Source organism: Enterobacter cloacae complex sp. AR_0002, assembly GCF_001922365.1.
GTDB classification, from domain to species: Bacteria; Pseudomonadota; Gammaproteobacteria; order Enterobacterales; family Enterobacteriaceae; genus Enterobacter; species Enterobacter hormaechei_C.
Map to the genome: position 1 here is coordinate 2,372,312 of NZ_CP018814.1, position 26,347 is coordinate 2,398,658.

The following is a 26,347-nucleotide window of genomic DNA, read 5'->3' on the forward strand; positions in this document are numbered from 1 at the left end:
TGCTCACAGGCTGACGCTACGCGCCGGCGTAATGGCGCCATAGTCATTCACACTCTGCCAGGAGAGCGTGCCGCTCGTAGCGGCAGGCAGCACCTGCTGCGCCGAGCTTTTAGGAGCAACCATCAGGTTATCCAGCGTCTGTCCGCCGAGCTTCAGATTGACCAGCGTGACGTAATACGGTGAGGCATTGCTCACCTTAAGATGGTTGCCGACGCGCTCAAAGCGCAGCTGTGAGAGCGCCTCTTCCGGCGGCATCGCCAGGTTAGCCGGGCGAACAAACAGCTTGATACGTGACAGAATAGCCAGTTGCAGGACGTTGTTGCCGTCCTGATGTTTTTTGCTGACGGAGGGAATCGCTTTGACGTTCATGTAAAAGAGCGATTCGCGATCGGCAGGCAGCGCCGGGCCTGCGTAGATAATGCGCAGGGTGTTTTCGCTGGCCGGCTCGCTGACAAACAGCGGCGGCGTGACGGCAAAGGTTTTTTCCTTTTGCCCGTTGGCATTTTCTATCCACGCGTTAATTAAATAGCGCTCTTGTTTATTGCTGTTGGTGATCGCCAGCGACGTTTGTTTGGCATCGGCCGGATAAATAACGCGCGTCGCGCCCAGCGCAATTCCGCCGGACGCATTCGCGCTGGCAGAAACCATCATCAAAATAAAAGATAAAAACAGTCCAGGTTTAATCAGGGTGTTCATCACAACCGTACCTTTAATAATTAGTTCGCAGGCGTCAGGGATAAATCAACGTAAACCAGACATTCGACTGAATAGTGCCTGGGACAAGGTGTTCGGAAATTGCCCGGTAGCGGGCGCTGAAATGAAATACCAGCTCGCGGGTGTTAATGGGTAACCAGCTCACCGCCGTCGCGTTCGGGATGATCTGACGTTGCTGTTCGTCAAAAAGCGCCAGCCCGACACCACTGCTGACCGCATTTTCCCCCGGCCGCGATGTCGCCAGGAAAACCTGCGGGTCTTCTGCCGGTGTCACTCCCTGGAACTGGATCCCCACGGTGCGGGAGACGTCCACGCTGCAATCCAGCAGACGTACGGTGAAAGGCACATTAACCGTGGAAAAGCTGCCGACGCCGGAAAAGGCGTTTGTGCGGTATTGCCCCATATCCACGCGCATATTCTGGCTGTCCGGAGCCACGGCGCAACCGCCGTTAACCAGCTCTCCCCTGAGGTGTACTTTGCCGCCGTCAATAACCACGGTATGTGCGTTTACCGCTGGGGCAATCGCAAGGGCGCACAGCAGTATCCCAGTCCTTGTCATCCTTCGCTCCCGGTATAGGCGATCAAAAGACCTCTTCCCTGAGGCCAGCCACATCCCTGTACTCAGGCATTACTCGTATTTCATTACGAATGTTGCGTCCGCGTTTGCCTGGCCTGGCTCGGTGGTCGCCGCCGTGGCTTTGTAGCGCGCGGTGAAGTTCAGGGTGTTAGTCCCTTCAATCAGGTTCTGCGCCGCAGAGAAGGTTGCGCCGTCCGGGGTCAGCGTGGAGGATTTGCTGTCGAGGATCTCAATACCTACGCCCTTCGCGGAGTTGTCGTTGTTACCGGAGCTTACCGCCAGCAGCGTTTTGTCGGTGGCGTCGATCTGGCCGGTAAACGCGACAGCAGCGGTTTTCGCTACCGCAGGATCGCAGTCGTTCAGTTCGATGGTGAACGGAATATTGGAGGTGGTGTCACCCACTTTAGTGAATTTCGCGGTACGGTACTGGCCAAGATTAACCGTCTGCTCTGAAGAGTCAGTATTCACTGAACACGCGGCATTCACTAATTCACCTTTAAAATGCACCGTACCACCGTTTACAGATACAGGCGCTACCGGATCTTCTGCGTGAGCGGCACCCGCGACCAGGGCCAGAGTTGCAATAACAGTAGAAGCAATGTTGCTGAGTTTCATGTCTATTCCTTTAAAATGTAAATAACCCTTCCCGCGCATATTCGGGAATAAGAAATACGTTCAATTAAAAAATTGAAGGCTTATTTCGGAGAGGACAAAGTAGCTCAGGAATCTATTTTGTAATATGTCAAAACGCTGCCATTTAGCCAGGTCACATCCTAATCACCTCTAAGAAATTGACCATGCCCTGAGAAGGGATTTTGCGGGACATCGATGAAATCTCGTAAAGGGTGACTGACAGCGGCGCTCGCTTCTGACAAAATACAGGCAATCCCCCCTTTCTAACGTTACAGACGGAATCTTCTCTCTGATGGCAGCAAAGATTATTGACGGTAAAACGATTGCGCAGCAGGTGCGCTCTGAGGTTGCGGAAAAAGTGAAGGCGCGTAAAGCCGCCGGATTTCGCGCCCCCGGGCTGGCCGTTGTGCTGGTTGGCAGCAACCCGGCTTCGCAAATTTATGTCGGCAGCAAACGCAAAGCGTGTGAAGAGGTGGGGTTCGTCTCCCGCTCTTACGATCTGCCGGAAACCACCAGCGAAGCGGAACTGCTGGAATTGATCGACACCCTGAATGCCGATAAAGAGATCGACGGTATCCTGGTTCAGCTGCCGCTGCCTGCGGGCATCGACAACGTGAAGGTGCTGGAGCGTATCGCGCCGGACAAAGACGTTGACGGTTTCCATCCGTATAACGTAGGCCGCCTGTGCCAGCGCGCGCCGCGCCTGCGTCCATGCACCCCGCGCGGCATCGTGACGCTGCTGGAGCGTTATAACATCGATACCTATGGCCTGAACGCCGTGGTGATTGGCGCCTCCAACATCGTGGGCCGTCCGATGAGCATGGAGCTGCTGCTGGCGGGCTGCACCACCACCGTCACCCACCGCTTCACCAAAAACCTGCGTCATCACGTCGAAAACGCCGATCTGCTGATCGTTGCGGTCGGCAAGCCGGGCTTTATTCCGGGCGAGTGGATCAAAGAGGGCGCAATCGTCGTGGACGTGGGTATTAACCGCCTGGAAAACGGCAAAGTGGTTGGCGACGTGGTGTATGAAGATGCCGCAGCGCGCGCATCCTATATTACTCCGGTCCCGGGCGGCGTTGGCCCGATGACGGTAGCAACACTGATTCAGAATACCTTGCAGGCGTGCGAGGAGTATCACGACGTAGAGGACGCGTAATCATGGCAACTTTTTCTTTAGGTAAACACCCGCACGTTGAGCTGTGCGATCTGCTGAAGCTGGAAGGCTGGAGCGAAAGCGGCGCGCAGGCGAAAATCGTCATCGCCGACGGGCAGGTAACAGTAGACGGCGCGGTGGAAACCCGCAAGCGCTGCAAAATTGTCGCGGGTCAGACCGTGAGCTTCGCAGGTCAGAGCGTGACCGTGACGGCCTGAGCTGTCTGATGCCCTCACCCTAACCCTCTCCCACAGGGAGAGGGGATAAACATCCCCTCACACCCATCACGGTTAATTATCGATCAACTTCAAATAATCACTATTCCCTTTGGCGAAATGTGAAGTTTAAGTTGCGCGATTTTCAGACTTTCCCCACGATAAGTAGAACGTTCTACTAAAACGTTCTACTTACAATAACAGCGCAAAAAAAGCGCTACTCGGGGGAAATCAGCATGAGCCTGATATCAGGGTTTGTTAAATCGCTGTCTAAGTTATCGATGATTGGTCGCGCCTTAATGCTGCCAATTTCACTGCTTCCCGCTGCGGGCCTGTTGCTGGCCTTCGGCGATAAGTTCCACTTGCCGCTGATGATGAACGCAGGCGGGGTTATCTTTGATAACCTGCCAATGCTCTTCGCCATCGGCTCTGCCGTCGGACTGGCTTCGGAATCCGGCATTGCCGCTCTCTCTGCGGCGGTCTCCGTGTTTGTCACTAACATCACCATCAGCACCGTGCTGAGCATTACGCCGGAAATGGCCTCCCAGGGCGGGAAATACGCCATGGTCGTCGGCATTCCGACGTTACAGATGGGCGTCTTTGGCGGCCTGATCTGCGGTATTCTTGCGGCCTGGTGTTACAACCGCTTCCACACCATGCAGCTGCCGGAATTCCTCGGCTTCTTCTCCGGCAAGCGCTTTGTGGCGATTGCGACGGCGTTTCTGTCGTTCCTGCTCGGCCTGCTGCTGCCGTACGTCTGGCAGCATATTCAGTCCGGCATCGACGCCCTGTCCGTGGTGGTGAACGGCGATAACCAGGCGGCCTCGACCGTTATCTTCGGGCTGGTGGAGCGCGCGCTGATCCCGCTCGGCCTGCACCACATCTGGTATCCCTCCTTCTGGTATTCGTTCGGGGATTACACTACCCAGGCGGGTCAGGTGATCCACGGCGACCAGACCATCTGGTTCAAGATGCTGGAAGAGGGAGTGAAATCCTTCAGCAGCGACACCTACCAGAACGCCGGGAAATTCATGCAGGGCGAGTTCCCGCTGATGCTGTTCGCACTGCCCGCGGCGTGTCTGGCGATGTACCACGAAGCGCACACGAAGAATAAGAAAATCGCGGCCGGTATTCTCTTCTCCGCCGCCCTCACCTGCTTCCTGACGGGCATCACCGAGCCGGTAGAGTTCACCTTTATCTTCGTGGCGCCGATCCTTTACGTCTTCAACGCCATCATGGCAGGCCTGGCGTACATGACCATGTACCTGCTGCATGCGCATATCGCCAAGTCGTTCTCGGCGGGCTTTATCGACTACCTGTCGTTCGGGATCCTGCCGTCGTTTAACGGCTATCAGACCAACTTCCTGAGCGCCATTATCATCGGCATTCCGATGGCATTAATCTACTACTTCACCTTCCGCTTCGTGATCCGCCGTTTCGACGTGAAAACGCCGGGCCGCACCGAAGTGACCGCCAGCGCGAATGACAAGTCCGATTCCGAACTTGCCACCGAAATCATCGGCCTGCTGGGCGGTGCGCAGAACATTGATTCCGTCGGCTCCTGCATCACGCGTCTGCGTCTGGAAGTGGCGAAGAGCGAAGCAGTGGACCGGGACGGGCTGAATGGGCTTGGCGCGCGCGGCGTGGTGTTCGTGGGCGATAACGGGATACAGGTGATTTTCGGGGCCAGAGCACAGTTTATCGCCCAGACGATGTCCACGATGATTGGCAAATAATAAGATGCCTGAAGGAGGCGTCTCCTGTACGCTGGGGGTCGCCTCTTATCTGGCTGATAATCGGTAAATTTCAGGGAGCGGTTTTGAAGAAAGTCAGCATCATTGATGTCGCAAAGCATGCGGGCGTGTCGGTTTCTACCGTTTCGCTGGTGCTGCGCCAGAAAGGGAAGATCTCAGAGGCGACGATCGGGAAGGTCAATGCCGCCATCACAACGCTGGGCTATGTTCATAACGTCGCCGCTGCCAATCTTCGCGCCAACACCTCCAACTTAATCGGCCTGATCCTGCGCGACTTCAGCGACAGCTTTTCCATCAAGGTGATGGCGAGCATCGTTCAGGAGCTGGAGAAGCAGGGTTATATGGTTTTTCTCGGTCAGCCGCTGAATGACGGCGAACATCTTGAGCGTACCCTGCTCTCGTTTAAGCAGCAGGGCGTGGCGGGCGTCATCTACCTGGCGTCGGACACCCGCACCGCCTCTCTCCCGGAACACATTCGCCACTGCCCGCTGCCGCTTGTGGCGGTTTCGCAGTCGTTGCTGGAAGAGAAATGCAATCTGGTGATGCGCGATAACCGCCAGGCGGCGAACCTGGCCGCGCGTTATCTTATCGAGCGCGGGCACCGCACCATCGCCTACATTGGCGGGCGCGACGGGTGCCGTATCCGCGAGCAGCGCCTGCTCGGTTTTCGCAGCGCGATGACGCAGAACGGTCTGATCTGGCGTGAGGAATATTCTCCAGCCTGCACCGATGACACGCAGGCGGCGGCCATGGCGACTCGCCAGCTGCTGGAGAAGAACAACACGATTACCGCCCTGCTCTGCCATTCACCGGACGCGATGATCGGTTCGATCTCAGGTATTCACCAGGTGGGGCGCACGGTGGGTAAAGACGTGTTTTTAACCCAGCAGGTGGCGCTGATTGGTTTTGAAGATATGCTCCACGTTAATCTCACGTCGCCGTCACTGACTTACGTTTCGTCTGCCAGCGAAGAGACCGGCCGCCAGGCGGCAGGGCTGATGATCCGCAGGCTGAAAGAGCCGGACCTGCAAACGCAGCGCATAACCCTCTCCGGGCAGCTTATCGCGCGGGAATCGGCGTAAAATCAGAATTTAGCATGGGTCTTTTAGCGCGAGATGACTGCTATATTTCCATGATTTGCCATGGATAAATGCAATGCCTACCGTTATCACCCACGCTGCCGTACCTCTGTGTCTGGGCTTAGGGCTCGGAACCAACGTCATCCCACCCCGCCTGCTGTTTGCCGGGATCGTCCTCGCCATGCTGCCCGATGCCGATGTACTGGCGTTTAAATTCGGTGTTGCCTACGGGAATATTTTCGGCCATCGCGGTTTCACTCATTCGCTACTGTTTGCCCTGGTGGTGCCGATACTCTGCGTGCTGGCAGGCCGACGATGGTTCAGGGCCAGCCTGACGCGCTGCTGGCTGTTTTTAACCGTGTCGCTGCTGTCGCACAGCCTGCTGGATTCGATCACCACCGGCGGTAAAGGCGTCGGCTGGCTGTGGCCCTGGTCAGATGAGCGCTTCTTTGCGCCGTGGCAGGTGATCAAAGTCGCGCCGTTTGCGCTGTCGCGCTATACCACGCCATACGGGCATGAGGTCATTATCTTGGAACTGCTGTGGGTGTGGCTGCCGGGGATGGTGCTGATGGGGATGTTATGGTGGAGAAAACGTGCGCGCTGATGCCCTCACCCGGCCCTCTCCCACGTGGAGAGGGGGAAAACCTAACAATTCCCTCTCCCAGTGGGAGAGGGTTAGAGTGAGGAGAAAATTACTTACGACGCCAGGTGGTTCCCTGCGGGCCATCTTCCAGAATAATGCCCATCTCGGTCAGACGGTTACGCGCCGCATCCGCCGCCGCCCAGTCTTTCGCCTGACGCGCTTCCAGACGCGCTTTAATCAGTGCTTCAATTTCCGCCACTTCGCCGTCGTCCGCCTGCGCGCCGCTTTGCAGGAACACATCCGGCTCCTGCTCCAGCAGGCCGAGCACGGAAGAGAGCTTACGCAGATGAGACGCCAGCGCATTGGCCGCCGCCATATCTTCTGACTTCAGGCGATTCACCTCACGCGCCATGTCGAACAGCACGGAATAGGCTTCAGGGGTGTTGAAGTCGTCGTTCATGACCTCAACGAAGCGGGCTTCGAACGCCTCGCCGCCTGCGGCCGGAACAGACTTGTCGGTGCCGCGCAGTGCGGTATACAGACGCTCCAGCGCAGCGCGCGCCTGCTTCAGGTTCTCTTCGCTGTAGTTCAGCTGGCTGCGATAGTGGCCAGACATCAGGAAGTAACGCACGGTTTCCGCGTCGTAATACTTCAGCACGTCGCGCACGGTGAAGAAGTTACCCAGCGATTTCGACATCTTCTCGCGGTCAACCATCACCATCCCGGAGTGCATCCAGTAGTTCACGTACTCGCCGCCGTGAGCACAGGTGGACTGCGCGATTTCGTTTTCGTGGTGCGGGAACATCAGATCCGAACCGCCGCCGTGGATGTCGAAATGGTTGCCCAGCTGCTTGCAGTTCATCGCGGAACATTCAATGTGCCAGCCCGGACGCCCTTCGCCCCACGGGGATGGCCAGCTCGGTTCGCCCGCTTTGGACATCTTCCACAGCACGAAGTCCATCGGATTACGCTTCACGTCAACCACGTCCACGCGCGCACCGGCCTGGAGCTGGTCCAGATCCTGGCGGGAAAGCGCACCGTAGGTTGGGTCCGTCGGCACCGAGAACATCACGTCGCCGTTGTCCGCCACATAGGCGTGACCGCGCTCGATCAGCTTTTGGGTGATATCAATGATTTCATGGATATGGTGGGTCGCACGCGGCTCGCTGTCCGGGCGCAGAATATTTAAGGCGTCAAAATCCTTGTGCATTTCGGCGATCATGCGATCCACCAGCGCGACAAAGCTTTCGCCATTTTCATTAGCACGTTTAATGATTTTGTCGTCGATGTCGGTGATATTGCGCACATACTTCAGGTTGTAGCCCAGGAAGCGCAGGTAGCGTGACACCACGTCGAACGCGACAAAGGTACGGCCATGGCCGATGTGACAGAGATCGTAAACCGTAATACCACACACGTACATGCCGACTTCCCCGGCATGGATAGGTTTAAATTCCTCTTTTTGGCGCGTCATTGTATTAAAGATTTTTAACATCGAAGATTCCATGTAAACACGTGTGTGGATTGTTTGTTCCTTATAATACCCATAATTCGGAGTACGGTCAGCACACAATGCAAGGTGATCGTGTCCTGTGGTTATGCTATAACAAGCCCCTATATGTGACCCGAGCACGGGTCGACGCACCACAATAACGGAACAGGATGCAAAAATGGTTACTTTCCACACTAATCATGGCGATATCGTAATCAAAACCTTTGATGACAAAGCGCCTGAAACAGTTAAAAACTTCCTGGACTACTGCCGCGAAGGTTTCTACAACAACACTATTTTCCACCGTGTGATCAACGGCTTTATGATCCAGGGCGGCGGTTTCGAGCCTGGCATGCGCCAGAAAGAGACGAAAGAAGCGATCAAAAACGAAGCGAACAACGGCCTGAAAAACACCCGTGGTACGCTGGCAATGGCCCGTACTCAGGCGCCACATTCTGCAACCGCACAGTTCTTCATCAACGTAGCGGACAACGACTTCCTGAACTTCTCTGGCGAAAGTCTGCAAGGCTGGGGCTACTGCGTATTCGCAGAAGTGGTTGAAGGGATGGACGTGGTCGACAAGATCAAAGCCGTTTCTACTGGCCGCAGCGGTATGCACCAGGACGTTCCTAAAGAAGACGTTGTGATTACAAGCGTGACCGTCAGCGAGTAATTCGTGGCGACACTCTTTATTGCGGATCTGCATCTGCAAACAGAAGAACCGGCGATAACCGCCGGTTTTCTGCGTTTTTTACGCGGTGAAGCGAAAAACGCCGACGCGCTGTACATTCTGGGCGACCTGTTTGAGGCCTGGATTGGCGACGACGATCCGAACCCGCTGCACCGTGAGATGGCTGCGGCCATTAAAACGCTGGTGGATTCCGGCGTCCCCTGCTATTTCATTCACGGCAACCGTGATTTCCTGATCGGCCAGCGCTACGCCCGCGAGAGCGGCATGACGCTGCTGCCGGAAGAGCAGGTGCTAAACCTCTATGGCCGCAATATTCTGATCATGCACGGCGACACGCTCTGCACTGACGATACCGGCTACCTGGCGTTTCGCGCCAAAGTTCACACCCCGTGGATCCAGAAAGTGTTCCTCGCCCTGCCGCTGTTTATTCGCAACCGCATCGCCGCCAGAATGCGCGCGGGCAGCAAGGCCGCCAACAGCAGCAAATCGATGACCATCATGGACGTCAACCCGCAGGCGGTGGTGAAGGTGATGGAGAAGCATCGCGTTCAGTGGCTGATCCATGGCCATACCCATCGTCCCGATGTGCATTCCCTTATCGCCAACGGCGAGCCCGCCCATCGCGTGGTTTTAGGGGCCTGGCACAGCGAAGGATCGATGGTCAAAGTCACGCCGGAAGGTGTTGAACTGATCGCCTTCCCGTTTTAACCCTCCCCGTCTTTTCGCCCATTTCCCGACCACGCAACCGTTTTCCTTGCCGGTATTACATGCTATTCTCTGTGCCCTCGAAAGCAGTGTGTTCCGCACCACAGGAGTTTTAAGACGCATGTCTTCCCGCAATAATCCGGCGCGTGTCGCCATCGTGATGGGGTCCAAAAGCGACTGGGCTACCATGCAGTTCGCCGCCGAAATCTTTGAAATCCTGAATGTTCCGCACCACGTCGAAGTGGTTTCCGCGCACCGTACGCCGGATAAACTGTTCAGCTTCGCCGAAAGCGCCGAAGAGAACGGTTACGAGGTGATCATTGCCGGTGCGGGCGGCGCAGCACATCTGCCGGGCATGATTGCCGCCAAAACGCTGGTGCCGGTACTGGGTGTTCCTGTGCAAAGCGCCGCGTTAAGCGGGGTTGATAGCCTTTACTCTATCGTCCAGATGCCGCGCGGTATTCCTGTCGGTACGCTGGCGATTGGTAAAGCGGGTGCGGCAAATGCCGCCCTGCTGGCCGCGCAGATCCTGGCGACGCATGATAAAGAGTTACATCAGCGTCTGGCGGAGTGGCGTAAAGCCCAGACCGACGAGGTGCTGGATAACCCGGATCCGCGGGGTGCAGCATGAAGCAGGTTTGCGTTCTTGGTAATGGTCAGCTTGGCCGGATGCTGCGTCAGGCCGGTGAGCCGCTGGGTATTGCCGTCTGGCCCGTCGGGCTGGATGCCGAGCCGGAAGCCGTGCCGTTCCACCAGAGCGTGATCACCGCCGAAATTGAACGCTGGCCGGAAACCGCCCTGACCCGCGAGCTGGCGCGCCATAACGCCTTTGTAAACCGCGACGTGTTTCCGATCATTGCCGACCGCCTGACGCAAAAGCAGCTTTTCGACAAGCTCGGCCTCGCGACCGCGCCGTGGCAGCTGCTTTCCGATAAGCGCGAATGGGATGACGTCTTTGCGATGCTGGGAGACCTGGCGATTGTGAAGCGTCGCGTCGGCGGCTACGACGGCCGCGGGCAGTGGCGCCTGCGCGCGAACGACACCGCCGAGCTGCCGGATGACTGCTACGGCGAGTGTATCGTTGAGCAGGGCATAAATTTCAGCGGTGAAGTGTCGCTGGTGGGCGCGCGCGGGCATGACGGGCACACCGTTTTTTACCCGCTAACGCATAACCTGCATCAGGACGGGATTCTGCGCACCAGCGTCGCCTTCCCGCAGGCCAATGCTGACCAGCAGGCGCAGGCGGAAGAAATGCTCTCTGCCATCATGCATGAGCTGGGCTATGTGGGCGTAATGGCGATGGAGTGTTTCGTCACGCCGTCGGGTCTGCTGATCAACGAACTTGCGCCGCGCGTGCACAACAGCGGTCACTGGACGCAAAACGGCGCCTCCATCAGCCAGTTCGAGCTGCACCTGCGCGCCATCACTGACCTGCCGCTGCCGCAGCCGGTGGTGACCAGCCCGTCGGTGATGATCAACCTGATCGGCACCGATCTGAACTACAACTGGCTGAAGCTGCCGCTGGTGCACCTGCACTGGTACGACAAAGAGGTACGTCCGGGGCGTAAGGTCGGCCACCTGAACCTGAACGATACCGACACGGACCGTCTGAGCGCTACGCTGGAAGCGATTGTTCCCCTGCTGCCGCCAGAATACGCGAGCGGCATTGTCTGGGCGCAGTCAAAACTGAAGTAAGTATCCCCCGCCGGGGAGTTGACCTTCCCCTTCCCCGGCGTACAATTCCCGCCCATTACTGCTCAGTTTTCTTCTGGAATCACCATGAACGATGGAACGGACTATCGCGCGCTCCTCGCGTCCGATACCCCTTTAATCGACGTTCGCGCGCCGATCGAATTTGCCCAGGGTGCGATGCCCGCCGCACTCAACCTGCCCTTAATGAACGACGACGAGCGTGCCGCCGTCGGCACCTGCTATAAACGCCAGGGTCCGGACGCCGCGCTGGCGCTCGGCCATAGCCTGGTCAACGGCGAGACGCGAGAGGCGCGCATCAACGCCTGGCGGGAAGCCAGCCTGGCCCATCCTGAGGGCTACCTTTGCTGCGCGCGCGGTGGTCAGCGCTCACACATCTCCCAGGCCTGGCTGAAAGAGGCGGGAATCGATTATCCGCTGATCCGCGGCGGCTATAAGGCCCTGCGTCAGACGGCGATTCAGGTGACCATTGAGCAGTCACAAAAACCGATGGTGCTTATCGGCGGCTGTACCGGAAACGGTAAAACGCTGCTGGTTAAGCAGCATGCGCAGGGCATCGATCTGGAAGGGCTGGCGCACCATCGCGGCTCATCATTTGGTCGCACGCTCACCCCGCAGCTTTCCCAGGCCAGTTTTGAAAATCACCTTGCCGTCGAACTGCTAAAAAAAGACGCCGCGCGCTGGGTGCTGGAAGATGAAGGCCGGATGATTGGCTCTAACCACCTGCCGGAATGCCTGCGCGACCGCATGGTTGACGCCCCTGTCGTTGTCGTCGAAGACCCCTTTGAAGTCCGCCTGGAGCGCCTGCGCGAAGAGTATTTCGACCATATGTGGGCCGATTTTTCTGCTGCCTACGGCGAGAAAGCGGGCTGGAAAGCGTATAGCGAATATCTGCATCACGGCCTGTACGCCATTCGTCGCCGTCTGGGACTGCAACGCTTCGCGGAATTTACCGCCCTGCTGGATGCCGCGCTTGTCGAGCAACAGCGTACTGGCAGCACTGACGCGCACTTCAGCTGGCTTGTGCCGCTGCTGAAGGATTATTACGACCCGATGTACGGCTATCAGCTGGAGAAAAAGGCGGAGAAGATTGTGTATCGCGGGACGTACGAAGAAATTGCTGAGTGGCTCGATCGCTGAAAAATAAAGCCGGGTGGCGAGGTAAAAGCAAAACGGCAACCTGGGTTGCCGTTTTTAATGTTTTTTCCCTCTCCCCGTGGGAGAGGGTCAGGGTGAGGGCATCAGGCCGCACCCTACATGACAACTTAGAAGTCGTAACGCAGACGCACCAGGTTCATGTCGCCCAGGTTGTCGGTGCTGGAGGTGAACACGTGTTCGTAATCCACGCGGAAACCGTAATCCAGCTGGAAGCTGATACCCACACCGTTGTCGATGCGCTGGTAGTTACGGCCATTCACGTACTCGATACGGTCGCCCATGAAGTACGGCTGGATGGATTTCACCGCATACTGACCAACAGGGAACTTGTAACCCGCAAAGTATTCAATACCCCATGCATCACCGGCGAAGTAGTCGTTAACGGACACTTTTTTGGTGGTCAGGAAGTTTTGATACCAGCCGCCGCCTGCGGAGAAGGTCCAGTTATCCGGCGTCCAGCTCAGGGCGGTACCAAGGATGTTCTGGTCGTAGGATTTGCTGTCGCCGTTGTCCGGGTTACGCATGTCCGCGCGGGTGTAGTTCCACGCTGCGCCCCAGGTCAGATCGGTGGTCAGGTGATAATCGATACCCAGTGAACCGCCGCCTTTACGCTTGTAGCGCAGGCCGTTGCCCGGCAGGTATTCGCTGTCTTCAAACAGGTAAGAGGCGTAGATGTCAGCATCGCCCACGGTTTTCTTGTACTTCAGCATCTGGCGTGAACGGTAAGAGCCGTCGTAGTCGCCATTAATCCCGTTACCTGGCGCCTGACCAATCATGTCGTAGTCCCAGATATCGGTTTTTGCGCCCACCACGTCATAGTACACGCTGTTCTGCTGGCCGAAGGTCAGCGTACCCCAGGTGTCGCTCTTCAGACCGGTGTAGAGCATACGGCGTGAAGTATCGTGCGCGCCGTCGGCGTAGTGGTTATCCCAGTTAAACTGCGCCGGAATGTTCACACCCAGCTCGTAGTAAGTGATCCAGCTGATGTCATCGAACAGGTAGTAGTCTGCCGCGAAACGGAAGCGGGTACCGCCGTCAAAGCCGTTGCGCTTGTAGCCGTTTTTGCCGTCATCGCCGGTCATGTTCTGGAACTGAGGACGAATACTACCGCCAACGGTGAAGTTCAGGCGGCTCAGCGGGTTACCCGCCTGCGGATCCTGTTTCAGAAGAGTGATTTCCGCCTGGGATGCGAAAGAAGCCAATGCCACTGCTGCGCCGATCGTTGTCGCCAGCGCTGTTTTTCTTATAGTCATTCTTTTTCCTTGATAGACACGCTGCTAAATATTTAGCTGGTGAATATTAACCGGAAAAATTCGGGCTGTGTGGGCGGGTTTTTAATGTTTTGTGCTACTAAATGCAGGGGCATTAACGATTTGTGCCGTTAAGCAATGACGCACCAGCAGAAATGCCGGTGCGTCATCATCACGTCAGTAAACTAGCTGACAAACTGGCGGAATAGCGCTTTACCTTTCAACAGCCGGGATCCGAGCCAGCCGCCGCACAGGGACAGCAGCACGGCGCCGCAGACGGGCAGCGTGAGCCACAGCCGCCAGTCGGGCTCCCACGGGAAGTCGAAGACTTTGCTCTGGAGTACCGCCAGCGCCGTTTCCGCCCCGATGGCCGCCACCAGGCCCGCCACCAGCCCGAGCAGGGCAAATTCGCTCCACAGCGTGGCGCGCAGCAGCCGTTTACTGGCCCCCAGCGTGCGGTAGACAACCAGCTCCTGATGACGCTGACGCATGCCGACCTGCACCTGCGCCAGCAGCAGCAATATGCCACAGATCGTCACCAGCACCACCATCACCTCCAGCGCGCGGCTTACCTGCTCCAGCACCTGCCCGACCTGTTTAAGGATCGCGCCGATATCCAGCAGGCTCACCGTCGGAAATTCCCGGTTAAGCTGCGTCAGCATGCCGTTGCCGTTTTCCCAGCGGAAGCTGGTGAGCCAGCTCTGGGGCTGTCCGTCCAGCGCACCCGGCGGGAAGATGAAGAAGAAGTTTGGCCGCAGGCTTTCCCAGTCCACTTTACGCAGGCTGGTAACTTTGGCGGTGAAATCCTGGGTATCACCGGTGAAGGTCACGCTGTCGCCGAGGTTCACGTTCAGGCGTGTCGCCAGCCCCTCCTCCATCGACACTTCCCCCGCTTTCGGCGGCCAGGTGCCAGCAACGATCGGGTTATGGTCCGGACGTTTCGCCTGCCAGGTCAGGTTGAGTTCGCGGTTGAGCGATTCATCCTTATTTCCCTCCGTCGACTGGCCGTTGATCTGCGTCAGTCGGGCGCGCACGATCGGATAGAACGACTCGGGAATAATGTGATGCTCGGACAGGAAGCCCTTCAGCGGCGTCACCTGCTCGGGCGCGATGTTGATCAGGAAATAGTTCGGGCTTTCTGGCGGAAGCTGCTGCTGCCAGCGATCCAGCAGATCCCCGCGCAGCACCAGCAGAAGCGCCAGCAGCATAAACGACAGCGAAAATGCCGAGAGCTGGCTGAGGGTAGACCACGGCTGGTGCAGCAGTCGGTTAACCGCTAACCGTATGGGAAGTGATTTAACTGTCAGCTTTCTCAGCACATTAAGCAGTATCCAGCCCACTACGCCGCACAGCAGCGCCAGCACCACCGCGCCCGCCAGCACCGCCCACAGCAGCGTACTGCCGCCCATCAGCCAGGCCAGCAGCCCGACCGCCACCGCAATAATCACCGGCAGGTAGAACTTCAGCGGCCAAACGCTGGCCACCACATCGCGGCGCAGCACGCGCAGCGGCTGGGTGGCGAGTAGCAGCCGGTACGGGCGTAACCCCACCAGCAGGGAGATCGTCGTCATCGCGCCGATTGCCCACAGCCACGGCCAGAGGCTGGCAGGCGGTAATGCGGCGGGCAGTACCGGTTTGAGCAGCACCATCAGAAGCTTTTCAAACAGCAGCCCTATCGCCCCGCCGGTCAGAGCCGACAGCGCCAGCACCATCAGCCACTGGCCGACAATCAGCTTGCGCAGTTGCGCGCGGCCCGCGCCGAGGGTTTTGAGGATCGCCACCAGATCGTAACGGCTGCGGCAGTAGTGCCCCATCGCCACGGCAACCGCCGCAATGGCAAGCAGCAGGGTTAACAGCGCCGACAGCAGCAGGAACTGCTGAGAACGCTCAAGAGATTTGCCGAGCGCCCCGTCATCCTGCTCCAGTCCGTACCAGCGGTGTTCCGGCTTGAGCTGCGGCAGGAGCCATTTTTCGTACGCCTCCAGCTGAGCTGGCGTTCCGCCAAACTTATACCGCCAGGTGACACGGCTTCCCGGCTGGACGGCGTGGGTTTTCGCCACATCCGCGGTGTTCATCAGCAGGCGCGGCGCAAGCTGGAACGGATTAAATCCGGAGTCGGGCTCCTGCACCACTTCCCCGGCAATTTTGAGTGTCGCGTCGCCGACGTCGATACTGTCGCCGGGCTTCAGGTTCAGCAGCGCCATCAGTCGCGATGCCAGCAGGACCGTACCGGCCGTCGGTTTTAGCCCCGGCGGGCTGGTTTGTAAGTCACCGTACATCGGGTAGATGTCATCCACGGCTTTTACGCTGGCAAGCTGCGGCGTGTCGCCCGCAAAGGTCATGGTCTGAAAGGTGATCTGCTCCCCTACTTTCAGCCCCTCTTTGCGCGCTTCCTCAATCCAGCCCGGCGGCACGGGGCGAGAACTTTGCAGAGCCCGGTCCCCGGCCATAAATTCCCGACTCTGCTGGCTAAGCCCTTTCTCCATACGATCGCTGACGCTACCGAGCGCCAGCACGCAGGCCACCGCGAGGCTCAACGCCAGCCAGACAATCAGCAGCGAGGGCGAGCGCCACTCGCGCCAGAACCAGCGGGCAATCATGCTTCCTCCTGAAGAATACCGTTCACCAGCCGCAGGCGGCGGTCGCAGCGGGCGGCCAGCTGCGGGTCGTGGGTAACCAGAATCAGTGTGGTGCCGTGCTCGCGGTTGAGGGAAAACAGCAGATCGGCAATTTTGTCCCCGGTTTTACGGTCGAGATTGCCCGTTGGCTCATCGGCAAACAGCACTTCCGGGCGCCCGTTAAACGCCCTGGCCAGCGCCACGCGCTGCTGCTCACCGCCGGAAAGCTGTGCCGGAAGGTGGTCGAGACGTTTTCCCAGCCCCAGCTGTTCCAGCAACGCCTTCGCGTGATCGCGGCTTTCACGGGTATTTTCACCGCGCAGCAGGCCAGGTAGCTCAACGTTTTCCAGCGCGTTCAGCGTCGGGATCAGCATGAATGACTGAAAGACAAACCCGATATGCCGGGCTCGCAGCGCGGCGCGGGCCTCTTCATCAAGCGCGTGGAGGGGCTGGCCGACCAGGTTCACTTCCCCACTGCTGCCATCGTCCAGACCGGCGAGAATGGCCAGCAGCGTGGACTTACCGGAACCGGATTCACCAATCAGGGCGATGGTTTCGGCACGTTTGACAACGAGTTCAACTCCGGTGAGGATGGAAAGCTCGTGTTCCCCCTGACCGACGGACTTCTTAAGACGATGAACTTCAACAATGTTTTCCGCTGGCATTTGCCCTTCCTGTTTTTGATGCTGATGACCTTCCGCGCGGCGGCTGCGGACACGTTATTGATTCTGGGCGACAGCCTGAGCGCGGGCTATCGTATGGCCGCCAGTGCGGCCTGGCCCGCCCTGCTCAATGATAAATGGCAGTCCCGGGCCTCTGTCGTGAACGGCAGCATCAGCGGCGATACGTCGCAGCAAGGCTTATCGCGCCTGCCTGCCCTGCTTAAGCAGCATCAACCGCGTTGGGTGCTGGTCGAACTGGGCGGTAATGATGGTTTGCGCGGCTTCCAGCCTCAGCAAACGGAGCAAACGCTGCGGACCATTTTGCAAACCATTAAGGCCGCCAATGCCCAGCCGCTGCTGATGCAAATTCGCCTGCCCGCTAACTACGGCCGTCGGTATAATGAGGCGTTTAGCGCGATCTATCCTAAGCTTGCCAAAGAGTTTGATATTCCGCTGCTGCCATTTTTCATGGAAGAGGTCTATCTGAAACCCCAGTGGATGCAGGATGATGGCATTCACCCCAATCGCGATGCCCAGCCGTTTATTGCCGACTGGATGGCAACCCGGCTGGCTCCTTTAGTAAAACATGACTCGTCAAACAGCTGAGAACCTGACAGGTAAAGTTATGCAAAAATCGGTCTTAATAACAGGATGTTCCAGCGGAATTGGCCTTGAAAGCGCCCTTGAACTGAAACGTCAGGGGTTTTGGGTGCTGGCAGCCTGCCGCAAACCCGAGGATGTCGAACGCATGCGAGGGCTGGGATTTACCGGCATTCTGCTGGATCTTGATTCGCCAGAGAGCGTAGAGCAGGCCGCCGATGAGGTTATCGCCCTGACCAACAACCGTCTTTACGGTCTGTTCAACAATGCGGGCTACGGCGTGTACGGCCCGCTACAGACTCTCTCACGGGAACAGCTGGAGCAGCAGTTCTCCGCAAACTTTTTCGGGGCGCATCAGCTTACCATGCGCCTTCTCCCGGCCATGCTGCCGCACGGCGAAGGGCGGATTGTCATGACCTCCTCGGTGATGGGCCTGATCTCCACGCCGGGCCGCGGGGCTTACGCTGCCAGTAAATATGCGCTTGAAGCCTGGTCCGATGCGTTGCGCATGGAGCTGCGCCACAGCGGTATTAAGGTCAGCCTGATTGAACCCGGCCCGATCCGCACCCGCTTTACGGAAAACGTTAACCAGACGCAGGCGGACAAACCGGTCGAAAATCCCGGCATCGCGGCGCGTTTTACGCTTGGGCCAGAAGCCGTCGTTGCCAAAGTGCGCCACGCGTTTGAGAGCGATACCCCTAAAATGCGCTATCCGGTCACGCTGGTGACCCATGCCGTCGGCTGGTTGAAACGCCTGCTGCCGGGGCGGATGATGGACAAAATTTTGCAGGGTTGAGTTGAAGCGACCACGCTTACCCCCATGTAAAGAGTAAACCGATAAAAGAGAATGCCGCATGTCCGTACAGAATATCGTCAACATAACTGAAGCTAACCTGCAACAGACGCTCGAACAGTCAATGACTAAACCGGTGCTGTTCTACTTCTGGTCTGAACGCAGCCAACACTGCCTGCAACTGACGCCGGTCCTGGAAAGCCTTGCCGCGCAGTACAACGGTCAGTTCATTCTGGCGAAGCTGGATTGTGACGCCGAACCGATGGTGGCTTCCCAGTTTGGCCTGCGCGCGATCCCAACCGTCTACCTGTTCCAGAACGGTCAGCCGGTGGATGGCTTCCAGGGGCCGCAGCCGGAAGAGGCGATCCGCGCCCTGCTGGATAAAGTCCTGCCGCGCGAAGAAGAGCTGAAAGCGCAGGAAGCCATGGTGCTGATGCAGGAAGGCAAGTACGACGAGGCGCTGCCGCTGTTAAAAGACGCGTGGCAGCTGTCGAACCAGAACAGCCAGATTGGTCTGCTGCTGGCAGAGACCCAGATTGCACTGCACCGCCCTGAAGACGCGGAAGCCGTGCTGAAAACGGTGCCGATGCAGGATCAGGATACCCGTTATCAGGGTCTGGTGGCGCAGATTGACCTGCTTAAACAGGCGGCCGATACCCCTGAAATTCAACAGCTTCAGCAGCAGGTTGCGGACAACCCGCAGGATGCCGCGCTGGCAAGCCAGCTGGCGCTTCAGCTTCATCAGGTGGGGCGTAACGAAGAGGCGCTGGAGCTGCTGTTTAGCCATCTTCAAAAGGACCTGGGCGCCGCAGACGGACAGGCGCGGAAGATGTTCCAGGAGATCCTGGCCGCGCTGGGTACCGGTGACGCGCTGGCGTCGAAATATCGTCGTCAGCTGTACGCGTTGCTCTACTAGCAAAAAAATGCCCGGTGGCGCTAACGCTTACCGGGCCTATAAAAGCAGATATTACCCCGTCTTTTTCAACTGCGTCACCACCAGCTGGTGGCGCGCGTTGTAAAACTTCCGATAGGTCAGGTAGCAGGCAATGATGGTGGACAGGCTCGCCGTAGAGAGCAGCATAAACGTCACCATAATCTGGTATTTAATGGCTTTTACCGGATCGATACCGGCAAAAATCAGCCCCGACATCATGCCCGGCAGGCTCACCAGCCCCACCGTTTTGGCGGAATCCACCGTTGGGATCAGCGAAGAGCGAATGCTGTCGCGGATCAACCTCGCCGAGGCCACTTTCGGCGTCGCGCCAAGGCTTAGCTTCTCCTGAAGCTGCTGCCGTTCACTGCTGAACCGTTGCCCCAGATTGTTGTAGCACAACCCGACCGCCACCATCGCATTGCCCGCAATCATCCCGGAAATGGGGATCACCTGCATCGGCGTAAATTCTATCGAGCCGGAAAGCACCAGCACAGCCAGCGTTAACGCGGTCCCGGTAGTGATGGCGATCAACGACGAAATGAACGCTTTATCGATGTATTTACTGCGTTTCTGCGCGTTCCATGCCGCGTTAAAGCAGATAAATAGCACCATCAACAGGGTCAGCACGGCATGATTGACGTTGAAGATGTATTTCAGCACATAGCCGACGATGATGAGCTGAATGACCGCGCGGGCGATACTCCAAAGAATATCTTTTTCCAGCCCCAGCTTTTCCCGGTAGCTGACCACAATCGCCACCAGCACCAGGACCATTGACAGCGCCAGCGATTCGTTGGTTATGTTATGTTCACCCACGGTGAGCCTCCTCCATTTTCCCGCCCTGCGGCCTGAGCGTGATGACATCATCCGCATGGGTAATTTCATTTGAATCATGCGTCACCCACAGCACGGCAATATTCTGCTCCCGGGCGTAGCGATGGATAATGTCATTGACGTTGCGCTTGTTAGCGTCATCCAGCGCGCTGGTGATTTCGTCCAGCAACAGCGCCTTCGGCAAGAATTGCAGGTTACGGATCAGCGAGACGCGCTGCTTTTCCCCTCCCGACAGTTCGGCGATCGATTTGGTCAGCGTCTCCGGCGAAAGCCCGAACCGGGTCAGATCGTCGGTAAACTTTTTCGGATCAGGCGTTTGGTTGCGGATGTGCCAGGGGAAAACCAGATTGTCGTACACCGTGTCGCCAAACAGGGACGGCGTTTGCACGCAGTATGACACCTGCTGGCGATAGCTTTCCGGTGAAAGCGTGGCGATATCTTTTCCTGCAAACAGGATGGTTCCCTCCGTTGGGCTCAGTAGCGAAGCCACGATTTTCAGGAGGGTGCTTTTGCCGCAGCCGGAGGGACCGGTTATCAGTTTAAATTCGCCCGGAGAGAGACAAAAATCGACGTGCTGAAGGATGGTGTTATCACCCACACGAAAGCCAACATCCCTGATATCCAGAAGATTTTTTTTATTATTCATTCCGATTCCATTAACCGCTGTGATAAGAAGAGCCTTTAGCATAATCCTTTCCGCTACGCAGCGCGAATAGCCTTAACCTATAGCAAGTGTTAAACTTTTTGCCTGTTTATTGTCACCTCTATCACTACAGGAAGTCAGCAACATGACACATATCTTTTATGAGTTCTCCTCCCTGAAGCCTGGTGTTCCTGATGTGGAAACATTAATGGAAGTCATCAATTCTTCTGAACTCACGCGTTTTGTCATGGGTGCAGAGGTGGTCGATTTTGTTAAGAAGGCGCTCATCGTTAACACCACAATCGGTAGCTTTAAAAACTGCTATTTTGCTTTTGATGATGGGGCTTACTTTCTCGAGTTTGACGGCAAGGGTAAATCCAGACGCTTTACTGAGGTGCCTGACTGGTTCGTTTCCCCTGCGGAATTTGCCCGCTCGCAATGGCTGATTAACCATGACCTGGCCGATGTGAAGGCGACGGCGTTTATTGACGTGCTGATGTCCTACCCGCTTAAAGAGCGCCGGGCGCACTGCAATCTGCTGTTTGGTCTGGATCTGCATAAGGTCAATGTGGTTCCGGCACCTACAGCCCCTGCCGGAAAAATGGGCAATAAAAACGGAAAAACTACCAAGCCTCGCGTTACGGATCTCGGCTCTTTTGAGCTTTTTACCGCGTTCTTTGCGCGTATGAAAACCGCCGTCAATGCTAATGAATTCCCTACCCTACAGGTGCTGACCGGCCAGGAGGATCTTACAAAAGCGCCGCACAACTTAAAGCAAGGGATCAGAACCTGGTTTAAAGCGATTACTGGCGATCTGCCGCCGAACAACAAACGTGTCGGAGCGGGCAATGCGGTGCTGTTCTGCGCTCCCGTTCGCGAGCAGATCCAGCAGATAGAGGCCATCGGCCTGGAAAAATACTATCAGGGATTATCAAAAGCCATCGCTGACGCCGGGGATGGGTTTATCACTGACTTCAGCTATACCTGGTCTGAAAAGTAACGCTTTGCGCCCCGCATCCCGAACGGGGCGTTTTATTTCTGCCAGTCCGGTTCCCACCTCTTTACAGGGGCGAAATCCTGTTCGTTAGCCGATATACTTACGTTCAACAAATACGCAGTTTTTCTCGTTACGGCATGCAAAACAGGAGGTTTTTATGCTCATCGTTGTTCCCGTCCTTATTTTCGTTGCGCTGGTTATCGTGGGCGCAGGCGTCAAAATTGTCCCGCAGGGTTACCAGTGGACCGTCGAACGCTTCGGTCGCTACACCAATACCCTTCAGCCGGGTTTAAGCCTGATCGTCCCGTTCATGGACAGAATTGGGCGCAAGATCAACATGATGGAGCAGGTGCTGGATATCCCTTCTCAGGAAGTCATCTCCAAGGATAACGCCAACGTCACCATCGATGCGGTGTGCTTTATTCAGGTGATTGATGCGCCAAAAGCGGCCTATGAGGTGAGCAACCTGGAGCTGGCGATCGTCAACCTGACCATGACCAACATCCGTACCGTGCTTGGCTCGATGGAGCTGGATGAAATGCTCTCCCAGCGCGACAGCATTAATACCCGCCTGCTGCACATTGTGGATGAAGCCACCAATCCGTGGGGGATCAAAGTGACACGCATTGAGATCCGCGACGTGCGCCCACCGGCAGAGCTGATTGCTTCCATGAACGCGCAGATGAAGGCCGAGCGTACCAAGCGTGCCTATATTCTTGAAGCCGAAGGGGTGCGTCAGGCTGAAATCCTGAAAGCGGAAGGGGAAAAACAGTCGCAGATCCTGAAAGCCGAGGGCGACCGTCAGTCTGCCTTCCTCCAGGCGGAAGCGCGTGAACGTTCGGCAGAAGCAGAAGCCCGCGCGACGCAAATGGTCTCCGAGGCGATTGCCGCCGGGGATATCCAGGCCGTGAACTACTTCGTCGCACAAAAATATACCGATGCGCTGAAGGAGATCGGCTCCGCGAACAACAGCAAAGTGGTAATGATGCCGCTGGATGCCAGCAGCCTGATGGGGTCTATCGCCGGAATTGCCGAACTGATCAAAGACGGCGGAAACGAGCGTAAAAAATGATTGAGCTCATCGTTGCACATCCTCATGCGTTCTGGCTAAGCCTTGGCGGACTGCTGCTGGCCGCCGAGATGCTTGGCGGCAACGGTTATCTGCTGTGGAGCGGGGTTGCCGCGGTGATTACCGGGCTGGTCGTCTGGCTGCTGCCTGTCGGCTGGGAGTGGCAGGGCGCGCTGTTTGCCGTGCTGACGCTGCTGGCCGCCTGGCTGTGGTGGCGCTGGCTGAACAAACGGGTGAAGGCGCAGAAGCCGGTCGACGCGCATCTCAACCAGCGTGGGCAGCAGATCGTGGGTAAACGCTTTACGCTTGATAACACGCTAATAAACGGACGCGGTCATATGCGCGTGGGGGACAGTTCGTGGCCGGTGGTGGCCGATGATGACCTCAGCGCCGGCACGCGGGTTGAGGTCATCGCGGTGGAAGGTATTACCCTGCGGGTTAAAGCCTGTTAGGCGTGGGTTTTACGGTGGCAGCAGCCGGAAAGATTGTCGATAATCGGGCACTCGGCGCTGTCATCTCCCGGGCAGGATTCTGCCAGCTGTAACAGTTGCTCACGCATCGCCTGTAATTCGATGATATGGCGTTCGATCTCCGCCACTTTTTCCAGCGTACGTTTTTTCACGTCGGCACTGTGGCGTTTCGGATCGTTAAACAGGTTAACCAGCTCGCCGCACTCCTCAAGGTTAAATCCTACCTGTCTTGCCTGGCGCAGTAACGTCAGTTCATCAAGATGCAGCTGCGTATAGCTGCGGTAGCCGTTCTCACTGCGCAACGGTGGCGTCACCAGCCCTTTTTCCTCATAAAAGCGAATCGCTTTGCTGGTTAAGCCGGTTTTTTTCGCAACATCGCTGATATTCACATTTCCCCCTTGACCTTCCCCTTGATGGAAGGTTTAACCTTCATAACAGTTAGCGAAAAGCAGAGTGAAGGTCAACAATTGACCAGTACATTATACGGGAGTTTTGTTATGTCTCACACTATTGACCTGACACTGGACGGCCTCTCCTGCGGCCACTGTGTCAAACGCGTTAAAGAAAGCCTGGAGCAGCGTCCTGACGTGGAAAGCGCTGAGGTGACTATCGATCATGCCGCCGTGACCGGCAGCGCCAGCGCCGACGCGCTGATTGATACCATTAAACAGGCCGGTTACGGGGCGGAGTTAAGCCACCCAAAGGCTAAACCGCTGGCAGAGTCATCATCCCCGTCGGAAGCACTGACAGCGGCCACTCCTGAGCTTCCGGTAGCTGATGACATTGATGACAGCCAACAGCTGCTGATCAACGGCATGAGCTGCGCCAGCTGCGTTTCCCGGGTACAAAACGCCTTACAGGCGGTACCGGGTGTAGCACAGGCACGGGTAAACCTGGCGGAGCGTACTGCGCTGGTGATGGGCAGCGCCTCCGCCGCAGAGTTAGTGCAGGCCGTGGAGAAAGCGGGCTACGGGGCGGAGGCCATCGAAGATGATGCCGAGCGCCGCGAGCGCCAGCAGGAAACGGCTGTCGCCACCATGAAGCGCTTCCGCTGGCAGGCGATTGTCGCCCTGCTGGTCGGTATTCCGGTGATGGTGTGGGGCATGATGGGTGACAACATGATGGTCACCGCTGACAACCGCACCCTGTGGCTGGTGATTGGTCTGATTACCCTTGCGGTGATGGTGTTTGCAGGCGGGCATTTCTATACCAGCGCCTGGAAGAGCCTGAAAAACCGCACCGCGACGATGGATACCCTGGTCGCCCTCGGGACCGGCGCGGCGTGGCTCTATTCGATGAGCGTTAACGTCTGGCCGCAGTGGTTCCCGATGGAGGCGCGCCATCTCTATTATGAAGCGAGTGCGATGATTATCGGTCTGATTAACTTAGGCCATATGCTCGAAGCCCGCGCGCGTCAGCGCTCGTCGAAAGCGCTGGAAAGATTGCTTGATTTAACCCCGCCGACGGCCCGCGTGGTCACGGACGACGGGGAAAAAAGCGTTCCGCTCTCAGAGGTACAGCCGGGAATGACGCTGCGCCTGACCACCGGCGACCGCGTGCCCGTCGACGGTGAAATCACCCAGGGCGATGCCTGGCTGGATGAAGCGATGCTGACCGGCGAGCCGATTCCTCAGCAGAAATCTCAGGGCGACGCCGTGCATGCCGGTACGGTCGTGCAGGACGGCAGCGTGCTGTTCCGCGCCAGCGCGGTCGGGAGCCATACCACGCTGTCACGCATCATTCGCATGGTCCGCCAGGCGCAGAGCAGTAAGCCGGAGATTGGTCAGCTTGCCGATAAAATCTCCGCCATTTTTGTGCCGGTGGTCGTCGGTATTGCCCTGCTGAGCGCGGCAATCTGGTATTTATTCGGCCCGGCGCCGCAGATTGTCTACACCCTGGTGATCGCCACCACGGTACTGATCATCGCCTGCCCTTGTGCCCTTGGCCTGGCCACGCCGATGTCGATTATCTCTGGCGTCGGACGCGCCGCCGAATTTGGCGTACTGGTCCGTGATGCTGACGCCCTGCAACGGGCAAGCACGCTGGACACCCTTGTTTTTGATAAAACCGGCACGCTCACCGAGGGCAAACCGCAGGTGGTAGCCGTCAGTACCGTTGGCTGTACGGAGACGGATGCCCTGCGCTTGGCCGCCGCGCTGGAACAAGGCTCCAGCCACCCGCTGGCGCGCGCCATCCTGGAGAAAGCCGGTGATGCCCGTCTGCCGCAGGTAAGTAACTTCCGCACCCTGCGCGGTTTAGGGGTCAGCGGTGAAGCCGAAGGCCATACGCTGCTGCTGGGAAACCAGGCACTGCTGACTGAACACGGCGTTGATACGTCCGCGCTGGACGCAGAGCTGAACGCGCAGGCCTCTCAGGGCGCGACGCCGGTTCTGCTGGCGAGGGATGGTCAGGTGGCGGCGCTACTGGCCGTGCGCGATCCGTTACGCCAGGACAGCGTAGATGCCTTACAGCGCCTGCACCGCGCGGGCTATCGTCTGGTGATGCTGACCGGGGACAACCCGACCACCGCCAACGCCATCGCCAAAGAAGCCGGTATTGATGAGGTGATCGCGGGCGTGCTGCCGGACGGCAAAGCGGACGCCATCAAGAACCTGCAAAGTCAGGGTCGCCAGGTGGCGATGGTGGGCGACGGCATCAACGACGCCCCGGCGCTGGCGCAGGCTGACGTAGGAATTGCGATGGGCGGCGGGAGCGATGTCGCCATTGAAACCGCGGCGATCACCCTGATGCGCCACAGCCTGATGGGCGTGGCGGACGCGCTGGCGATTTCGAAAGCCACGTTGCGCAACATGAAGCAGAACCTGCTGGGGGCGTTCGTCTATAACTCGCTCGGCATTCCGATTGCCGCCGGGATTTTGTGGCCGCTGACCGGTACCCTGCTGAACCCGGTTGTTGCGGGTGCGGCGATGGCGCTCTCGTCAATTACCGTGGTGAGCAACGCTAACCGTCTGCTGCGGTTTAAACCGAAGGATTGAACCTTGTACCCGTA

The 26,347-nt window shown here is 57.6% G+C and carries 27 protein-coding genes; 17 read left to right on the forward strand and 10 right to left on the reverse strand.

Annotation, left to right across the window (positions count from 1 at the left end; translation table 11 throughout):
* Positions 1-3: 3 nt before the first annotated feature.
* The 3 genes from fimC to fimA all read right to left on the reverse strand — a co-directional run bounded on the left by fimC (position 4) and on the right by fimA (position 1,906).
* Complete coding sequence (gene fimC / locus AM329_RS11770; RefSeq protein ID WP_022650522.1) at positions 4-696, reverse strand: type 1 fimbria chaperone FimC; 693 nt, start codon at positions 694-696, stop codon at positions 4-6.
* Between the two features lie 34 nt (positions 697-730).
* Positions 731-1,273: a type 1 fimbrial protein subunit FimI gene (gene fimI / locus AM329_RS11775; protein ID WP_003858910.1), complete on the reverse strand. Its 543-nt coding sequence runs from the start codon at positions 1,271-1,273 to the stop codon at positions 731-733.
* Between the two features lie 69 nt (positions 1,274-1,342).
* Positions 1,343-1,906, reverse strand: a complete 564-nt coding sequence (gene fimA, locus AM329_RS11780) for a type 1 fimbrial major subunit FimA (protein ID WP_003858911.1) — start codon at positions 1,904-1,906, stop codon at positions 1,343-1,345.
* A gap of 310 nt (positions 1,907-2,216) precedes the next feature.
* On the opposite strand from fimA, the gene folD reads away from it, so the two are divergent.
* The 5 genes from folD to AM329_RS11805 all read left to right on the forward strand — a co-directional run bounded on the left by folD (position 2,217) and on the right by AM329_RS11805 (position 6,732).
* Positions 2,217-3,083 (forward strand): bifunctional methylenetetrahydrofolate dehydrogenase/methenyltetrahydrofolate cyclohydrolase FolD, encoded by an 867-nt coding sequence (folD, locus tag AM329_RS11785; RefSeq protein WP_006809817.1) that lies wholly within the window; start codon positions 2,217-2,219, stop codon positions 3,081-3,083.
* 2 nt (positions 3,084-3,085) lie between these two features.
* Positions 3,086-3,298: a ribosome-associated protein YbcJ gene (gene ybcJ, locus AM329_RS11790; RefSeq protein WP_022650521.1), complete on the forward strand. Its 213-nt coding sequence runs from the start codon at positions 3,086-3,088 to the stop codon at positions 3,296-3,298.
* Between the two features lie 233 nt (positions 3,299-3,531).
* Positions 3,532-5,031: a PTS transporter subunit EIIC gene (locus AM329_RS11795; RefSeq protein ID WP_032608680.1), complete on the forward strand. Its 1,500-nt coding sequence runs from the start codon at positions 3,532-3,534 to the stop codon at positions 5,029-5,031.
* A gap of 83 nt (positions 5,032-5,114) precedes the next feature.
* Positions 5,115-6,131, forward strand: a complete 1,017-nt coding sequence (gene malI / locus AM329_RS11800) for a Mal regulon transcriptional regulator MalI (protein ID WP_022650520.1) — start codon at positions 5,115-5,117, stop codon at positions 6,129-6,131.
* A 73-nt stretch (positions 6,132-6,204) separates the two neighbouring features.
* The gene (locus tag AM329_RS11805; protein WP_032608679.1) at positions 6,205-6,732 is read left to right on the forward strand and encodes a metal-dependent hydrolase; all 528 of its coding nucleotides are present in this window, start codon (positions 6,205-6,207) and stop codon (positions 6,730-6,732) included.
* An 88-nt stretch (positions 6,733-6,820) separates the two neighbouring features.
* Here AM329_RS11805 and cysS read toward each other — a convergent pair whose 3' ends face one another.
* Positions 6,821-8,206 (reverse strand): cysteine--tRNA ligase, encoded by a 1,386-nt coding sequence (cysS, locus tag AM329_RS11810; protein ID WP_022650518.1) that lies wholly within the window; start codon positions 8,204-8,206, stop codon positions 6,821-6,823.
* Positions 8,207-8,381: 175 nt separating this feature from the next.
* On the opposite strand from cysS, the gene ppiB reads away from it, so the two are divergent.
* The 5 genes from ppiB to mnmH all read left to right on the forward strand — a co-directional run bounded on the left by ppiB (position 8,382) and on the right by mnmH (position 12,449).
* Entirely contained in the window at positions 8,382-8,876 is a 495-nt protein-coding gene (gene ppiB, locus AM329_RS11815; RefSeq protein WP_000256009.1) for a peptidylprolyl isomerase B, read from the forward strand.
* A 3-nt stretch (positions 8,877-8,879) separates the two neighbouring features.
* Entirely contained in the window at positions 8,880-9,602 is a 723-nt protein-coding gene (lpxH, locus tag AM329_RS11820) for a UDP-2,3-diacylglucosamine diphosphatase (RefSeq protein WP_022650517.1), read from the forward strand.
* 118 nt (positions 9,603-9,720) lie between these two features.
* A complete protein-coding gene (gene purE / locus AM329_RS11825; protein ID WP_003858921.1) occupies positions 9,721-10,230 on the forward strand; it encodes a 5-(carboxyamino)imidazole ribonucleotide mutase in 510 nt (169 codons plus the stop codon).
* Positions 10,227-11,294: a 5-(carboxyamino)imidazole ribonucleotide synthase gene (purK, locus tag AM329_RS11830; RefSeq protein WP_003858922.1), complete on the forward strand. Its 1,068-nt coding sequence runs from the start codon at positions 10,227-10,229 to the stop codon at positions 11,292-11,294. Before purE ends, purK begins: the two co-directional genes overlap by 4 nt.
* Before the next feature lie 84 nt (positions 11,295-11,378).
* Positions 11,379-12,449 carry a tRNA 2-selenouridine(34) synthase MnmH gene (gene mnmH / locus AM329_RS11835; protein ID WP_032608677.1) on the forward strand — a complete coding sequence of 357 codons (1,071 nt, stop codon included), beginning with the start codon at positions 11,379-11,381 and terminating at the stop codon, positions 12,447-12,449.
* Positions 12,450-12,574: 125 nt separating this feature from the next.
* Here mnmH and AM329_RS11840 read toward each other — a convergent pair whose 3' ends face one another.
* The 3 genes from AM329_RS11840 to ybbA form a co-directional block, all read right to left on the reverse strand.
* The gene (locus AM329_RS11840) at positions 12,575-13,720 is read right to left on the reverse strand and encodes a porin (protein ID WP_022650515.1); all 1,146 of its coding nucleotides are present in this window, start codon (positions 13,718-13,720) and stop codon (positions 12,575-12,577) included.
* A gap of 182 nt (positions 13,721-13,902) precedes the next feature.
* Positions 13,903-16,317 (reverse strand): putative ABC transporter permease subunit YbbP, encoded by a 2,415-nt coding sequence (gene ybbP / locus AM329_RS11845; protein WP_023315549.1) that lies wholly within the window; start codon positions 16,315-16,317, stop codon positions 13,903-13,905.
* Positions 16,314-17,000: a putative ABC transporter ATP-binding protein YbbA gene (ybbA, locus tag AM329_RS11850; protein WP_023315548.1), complete on the reverse strand. Its 687-nt coding sequence runs from the start codon at positions 16,998-17,000 to the stop codon at positions 16,314-16,316. Before ybbA ends, ybbP begins: the two co-directional genes overlap by 4 nt.
* Between ybbA and tesA the strand changes: the two genes are divergently transcribed.
* Genes tesA through AM329_RS11865 form a run of 3 tightly spaced genes read left to right on the forward strand, consistent with a single transcriptional unit; the run spans position 16,971 to position 19,306 of the window.
* Entirely contained in the window at positions 16,971-17,603 is a 633-nt protein-coding gene (gene tesA, locus AM329_RS11855) for a multifunctional acyl-CoA thioesterase I/protease I/lysophospholipase L1 (RefSeq protein ID WP_003858933.1), read from the forward strand. The genes ybbA and tesA overlap by 30 nt on opposite strands.
* Complete coding sequence (locus AM329_RS11860) at positions 17,584-18,393, forward strand: SDR family oxidoreductase (protein ID WP_006809829.1); 810 nt, start codon at positions 17,584-17,586, stop codon at positions 18,391-18,393. Before tesA ends, AM329_RS11860 begins: the two co-directional genes overlap by 20 nt.
* Positions 18,394-18,451: 58 nt before the next feature.
* Positions 18,452-19,306: a co-chaperone YbbN gene (locus tag AM329_RS11865; RefSeq protein ID WP_032608673.1), complete on the forward strand. Its 855-nt coding sequence runs from the start codon at positions 18,452-18,454 to the stop codon at positions 19,304-19,306.
* Between the two features lie 51 nt (positions 19,307-19,357).
* Here the strand turns inward: AM329_RS11865 and fetB are convergent, their stop codons facing one another.
* Positions 19,358-20,140 (reverse strand): iron export ABC transporter permease subunit FetB, encoded by a 783-nt coding sequence (gene fetB / locus AM329_RS11870; protein WP_023324253.1) that lies wholly within the window; start codon positions 20,138-20,140, stop codon positions 19,358-19,360.
* Complete coding sequence (gene fetA / locus AM329_RS11875; RefSeq protein ID WP_015571235.1) at positions 20,133-20,804, reverse strand: iron ABC transporter ATP-binding protein FetA; 672 nt, start codon at positions 20,802-20,804, stop codon at positions 20,133-20,135. Before fetA ends, fetB begins: the two co-directional genes overlap by 8 nt.
* A gap of 142 nt (positions 20,805-20,946) precedes the next feature.
* Between fetA and AM329_RS11880 the strand changes: the two genes are divergently transcribed.
* The 3 genes from AM329_RS11880 (at position 20,947) to AM329_RS11890 (ending at position 23,319) form a co-directional block, all read left to right on the forward strand.
* Positions 20,947-21,801 (forward strand): hypothetical protein, encoded by an 855-nt coding sequence (locus AM329_RS11880; protein WP_023324252.1) that lies wholly within the window; start codon positions 20,947-20,949, stop codon positions 21,799-21,801.
* Positions 21,802-21,955: 154 nt separating this feature from the next.
* Positions 21,956-22,870 carry an SPFH domain-containing protein gene (locus AM329_RS11885; protein ID WP_003858941.1) on the forward strand — a complete coding sequence of 305 codons (915 nt, stop codon included), beginning with the start codon at positions 21,956-21,958 and terminating at the stop codon, positions 22,868-22,870.
* Positions 22,867-23,319: an NfeD family protein gene (locus tag AM329_RS11890; RefSeq protein WP_022650512.1), complete on the forward strand. Its 453-nt coding sequence runs from the start codon at positions 22,867-22,869 to the stop codon at positions 23,317-23,319. The genes AM329_RS11885 and AM329_RS11890 overlap by 4 nt, the downstream gene beginning before the upstream one ends.
* Here AM329_RS11890 and cueR read toward each other — a convergent pair.
* A complete protein-coding gene (gene cueR / locus AM329_RS11895) occupies positions 23,316-23,726 on the reverse strand; it encodes a Cu(I)-responsive transcriptional regulator (protein WP_017383222.1) in 411 nt (136 codons plus the stop codon). The two genes, AM329_RS11890 and cueR, sit on opposite strands and share 4 nt — an antisense overlap.
* Before the next feature lie 108 nt (positions 23,727-23,834).
* On the opposite strand from cueR, the gene copA reads away from it, so the two are divergent.
* The gene (copA, locus tag AM329_RS11900; protein WP_032608672.1) at positions 23,835-26,333 is read left to right on the forward strand and encodes a copper-exporting P-type ATPase CopA; all 2,499 of its coding nucleotides are present in this window, start codon (positions 23,835-23,837) and stop codon (positions 26,331-26,333) included.
* The last annotated feature ends 14 nt before the right edge of the window (positions 26,334-26,347 follow it).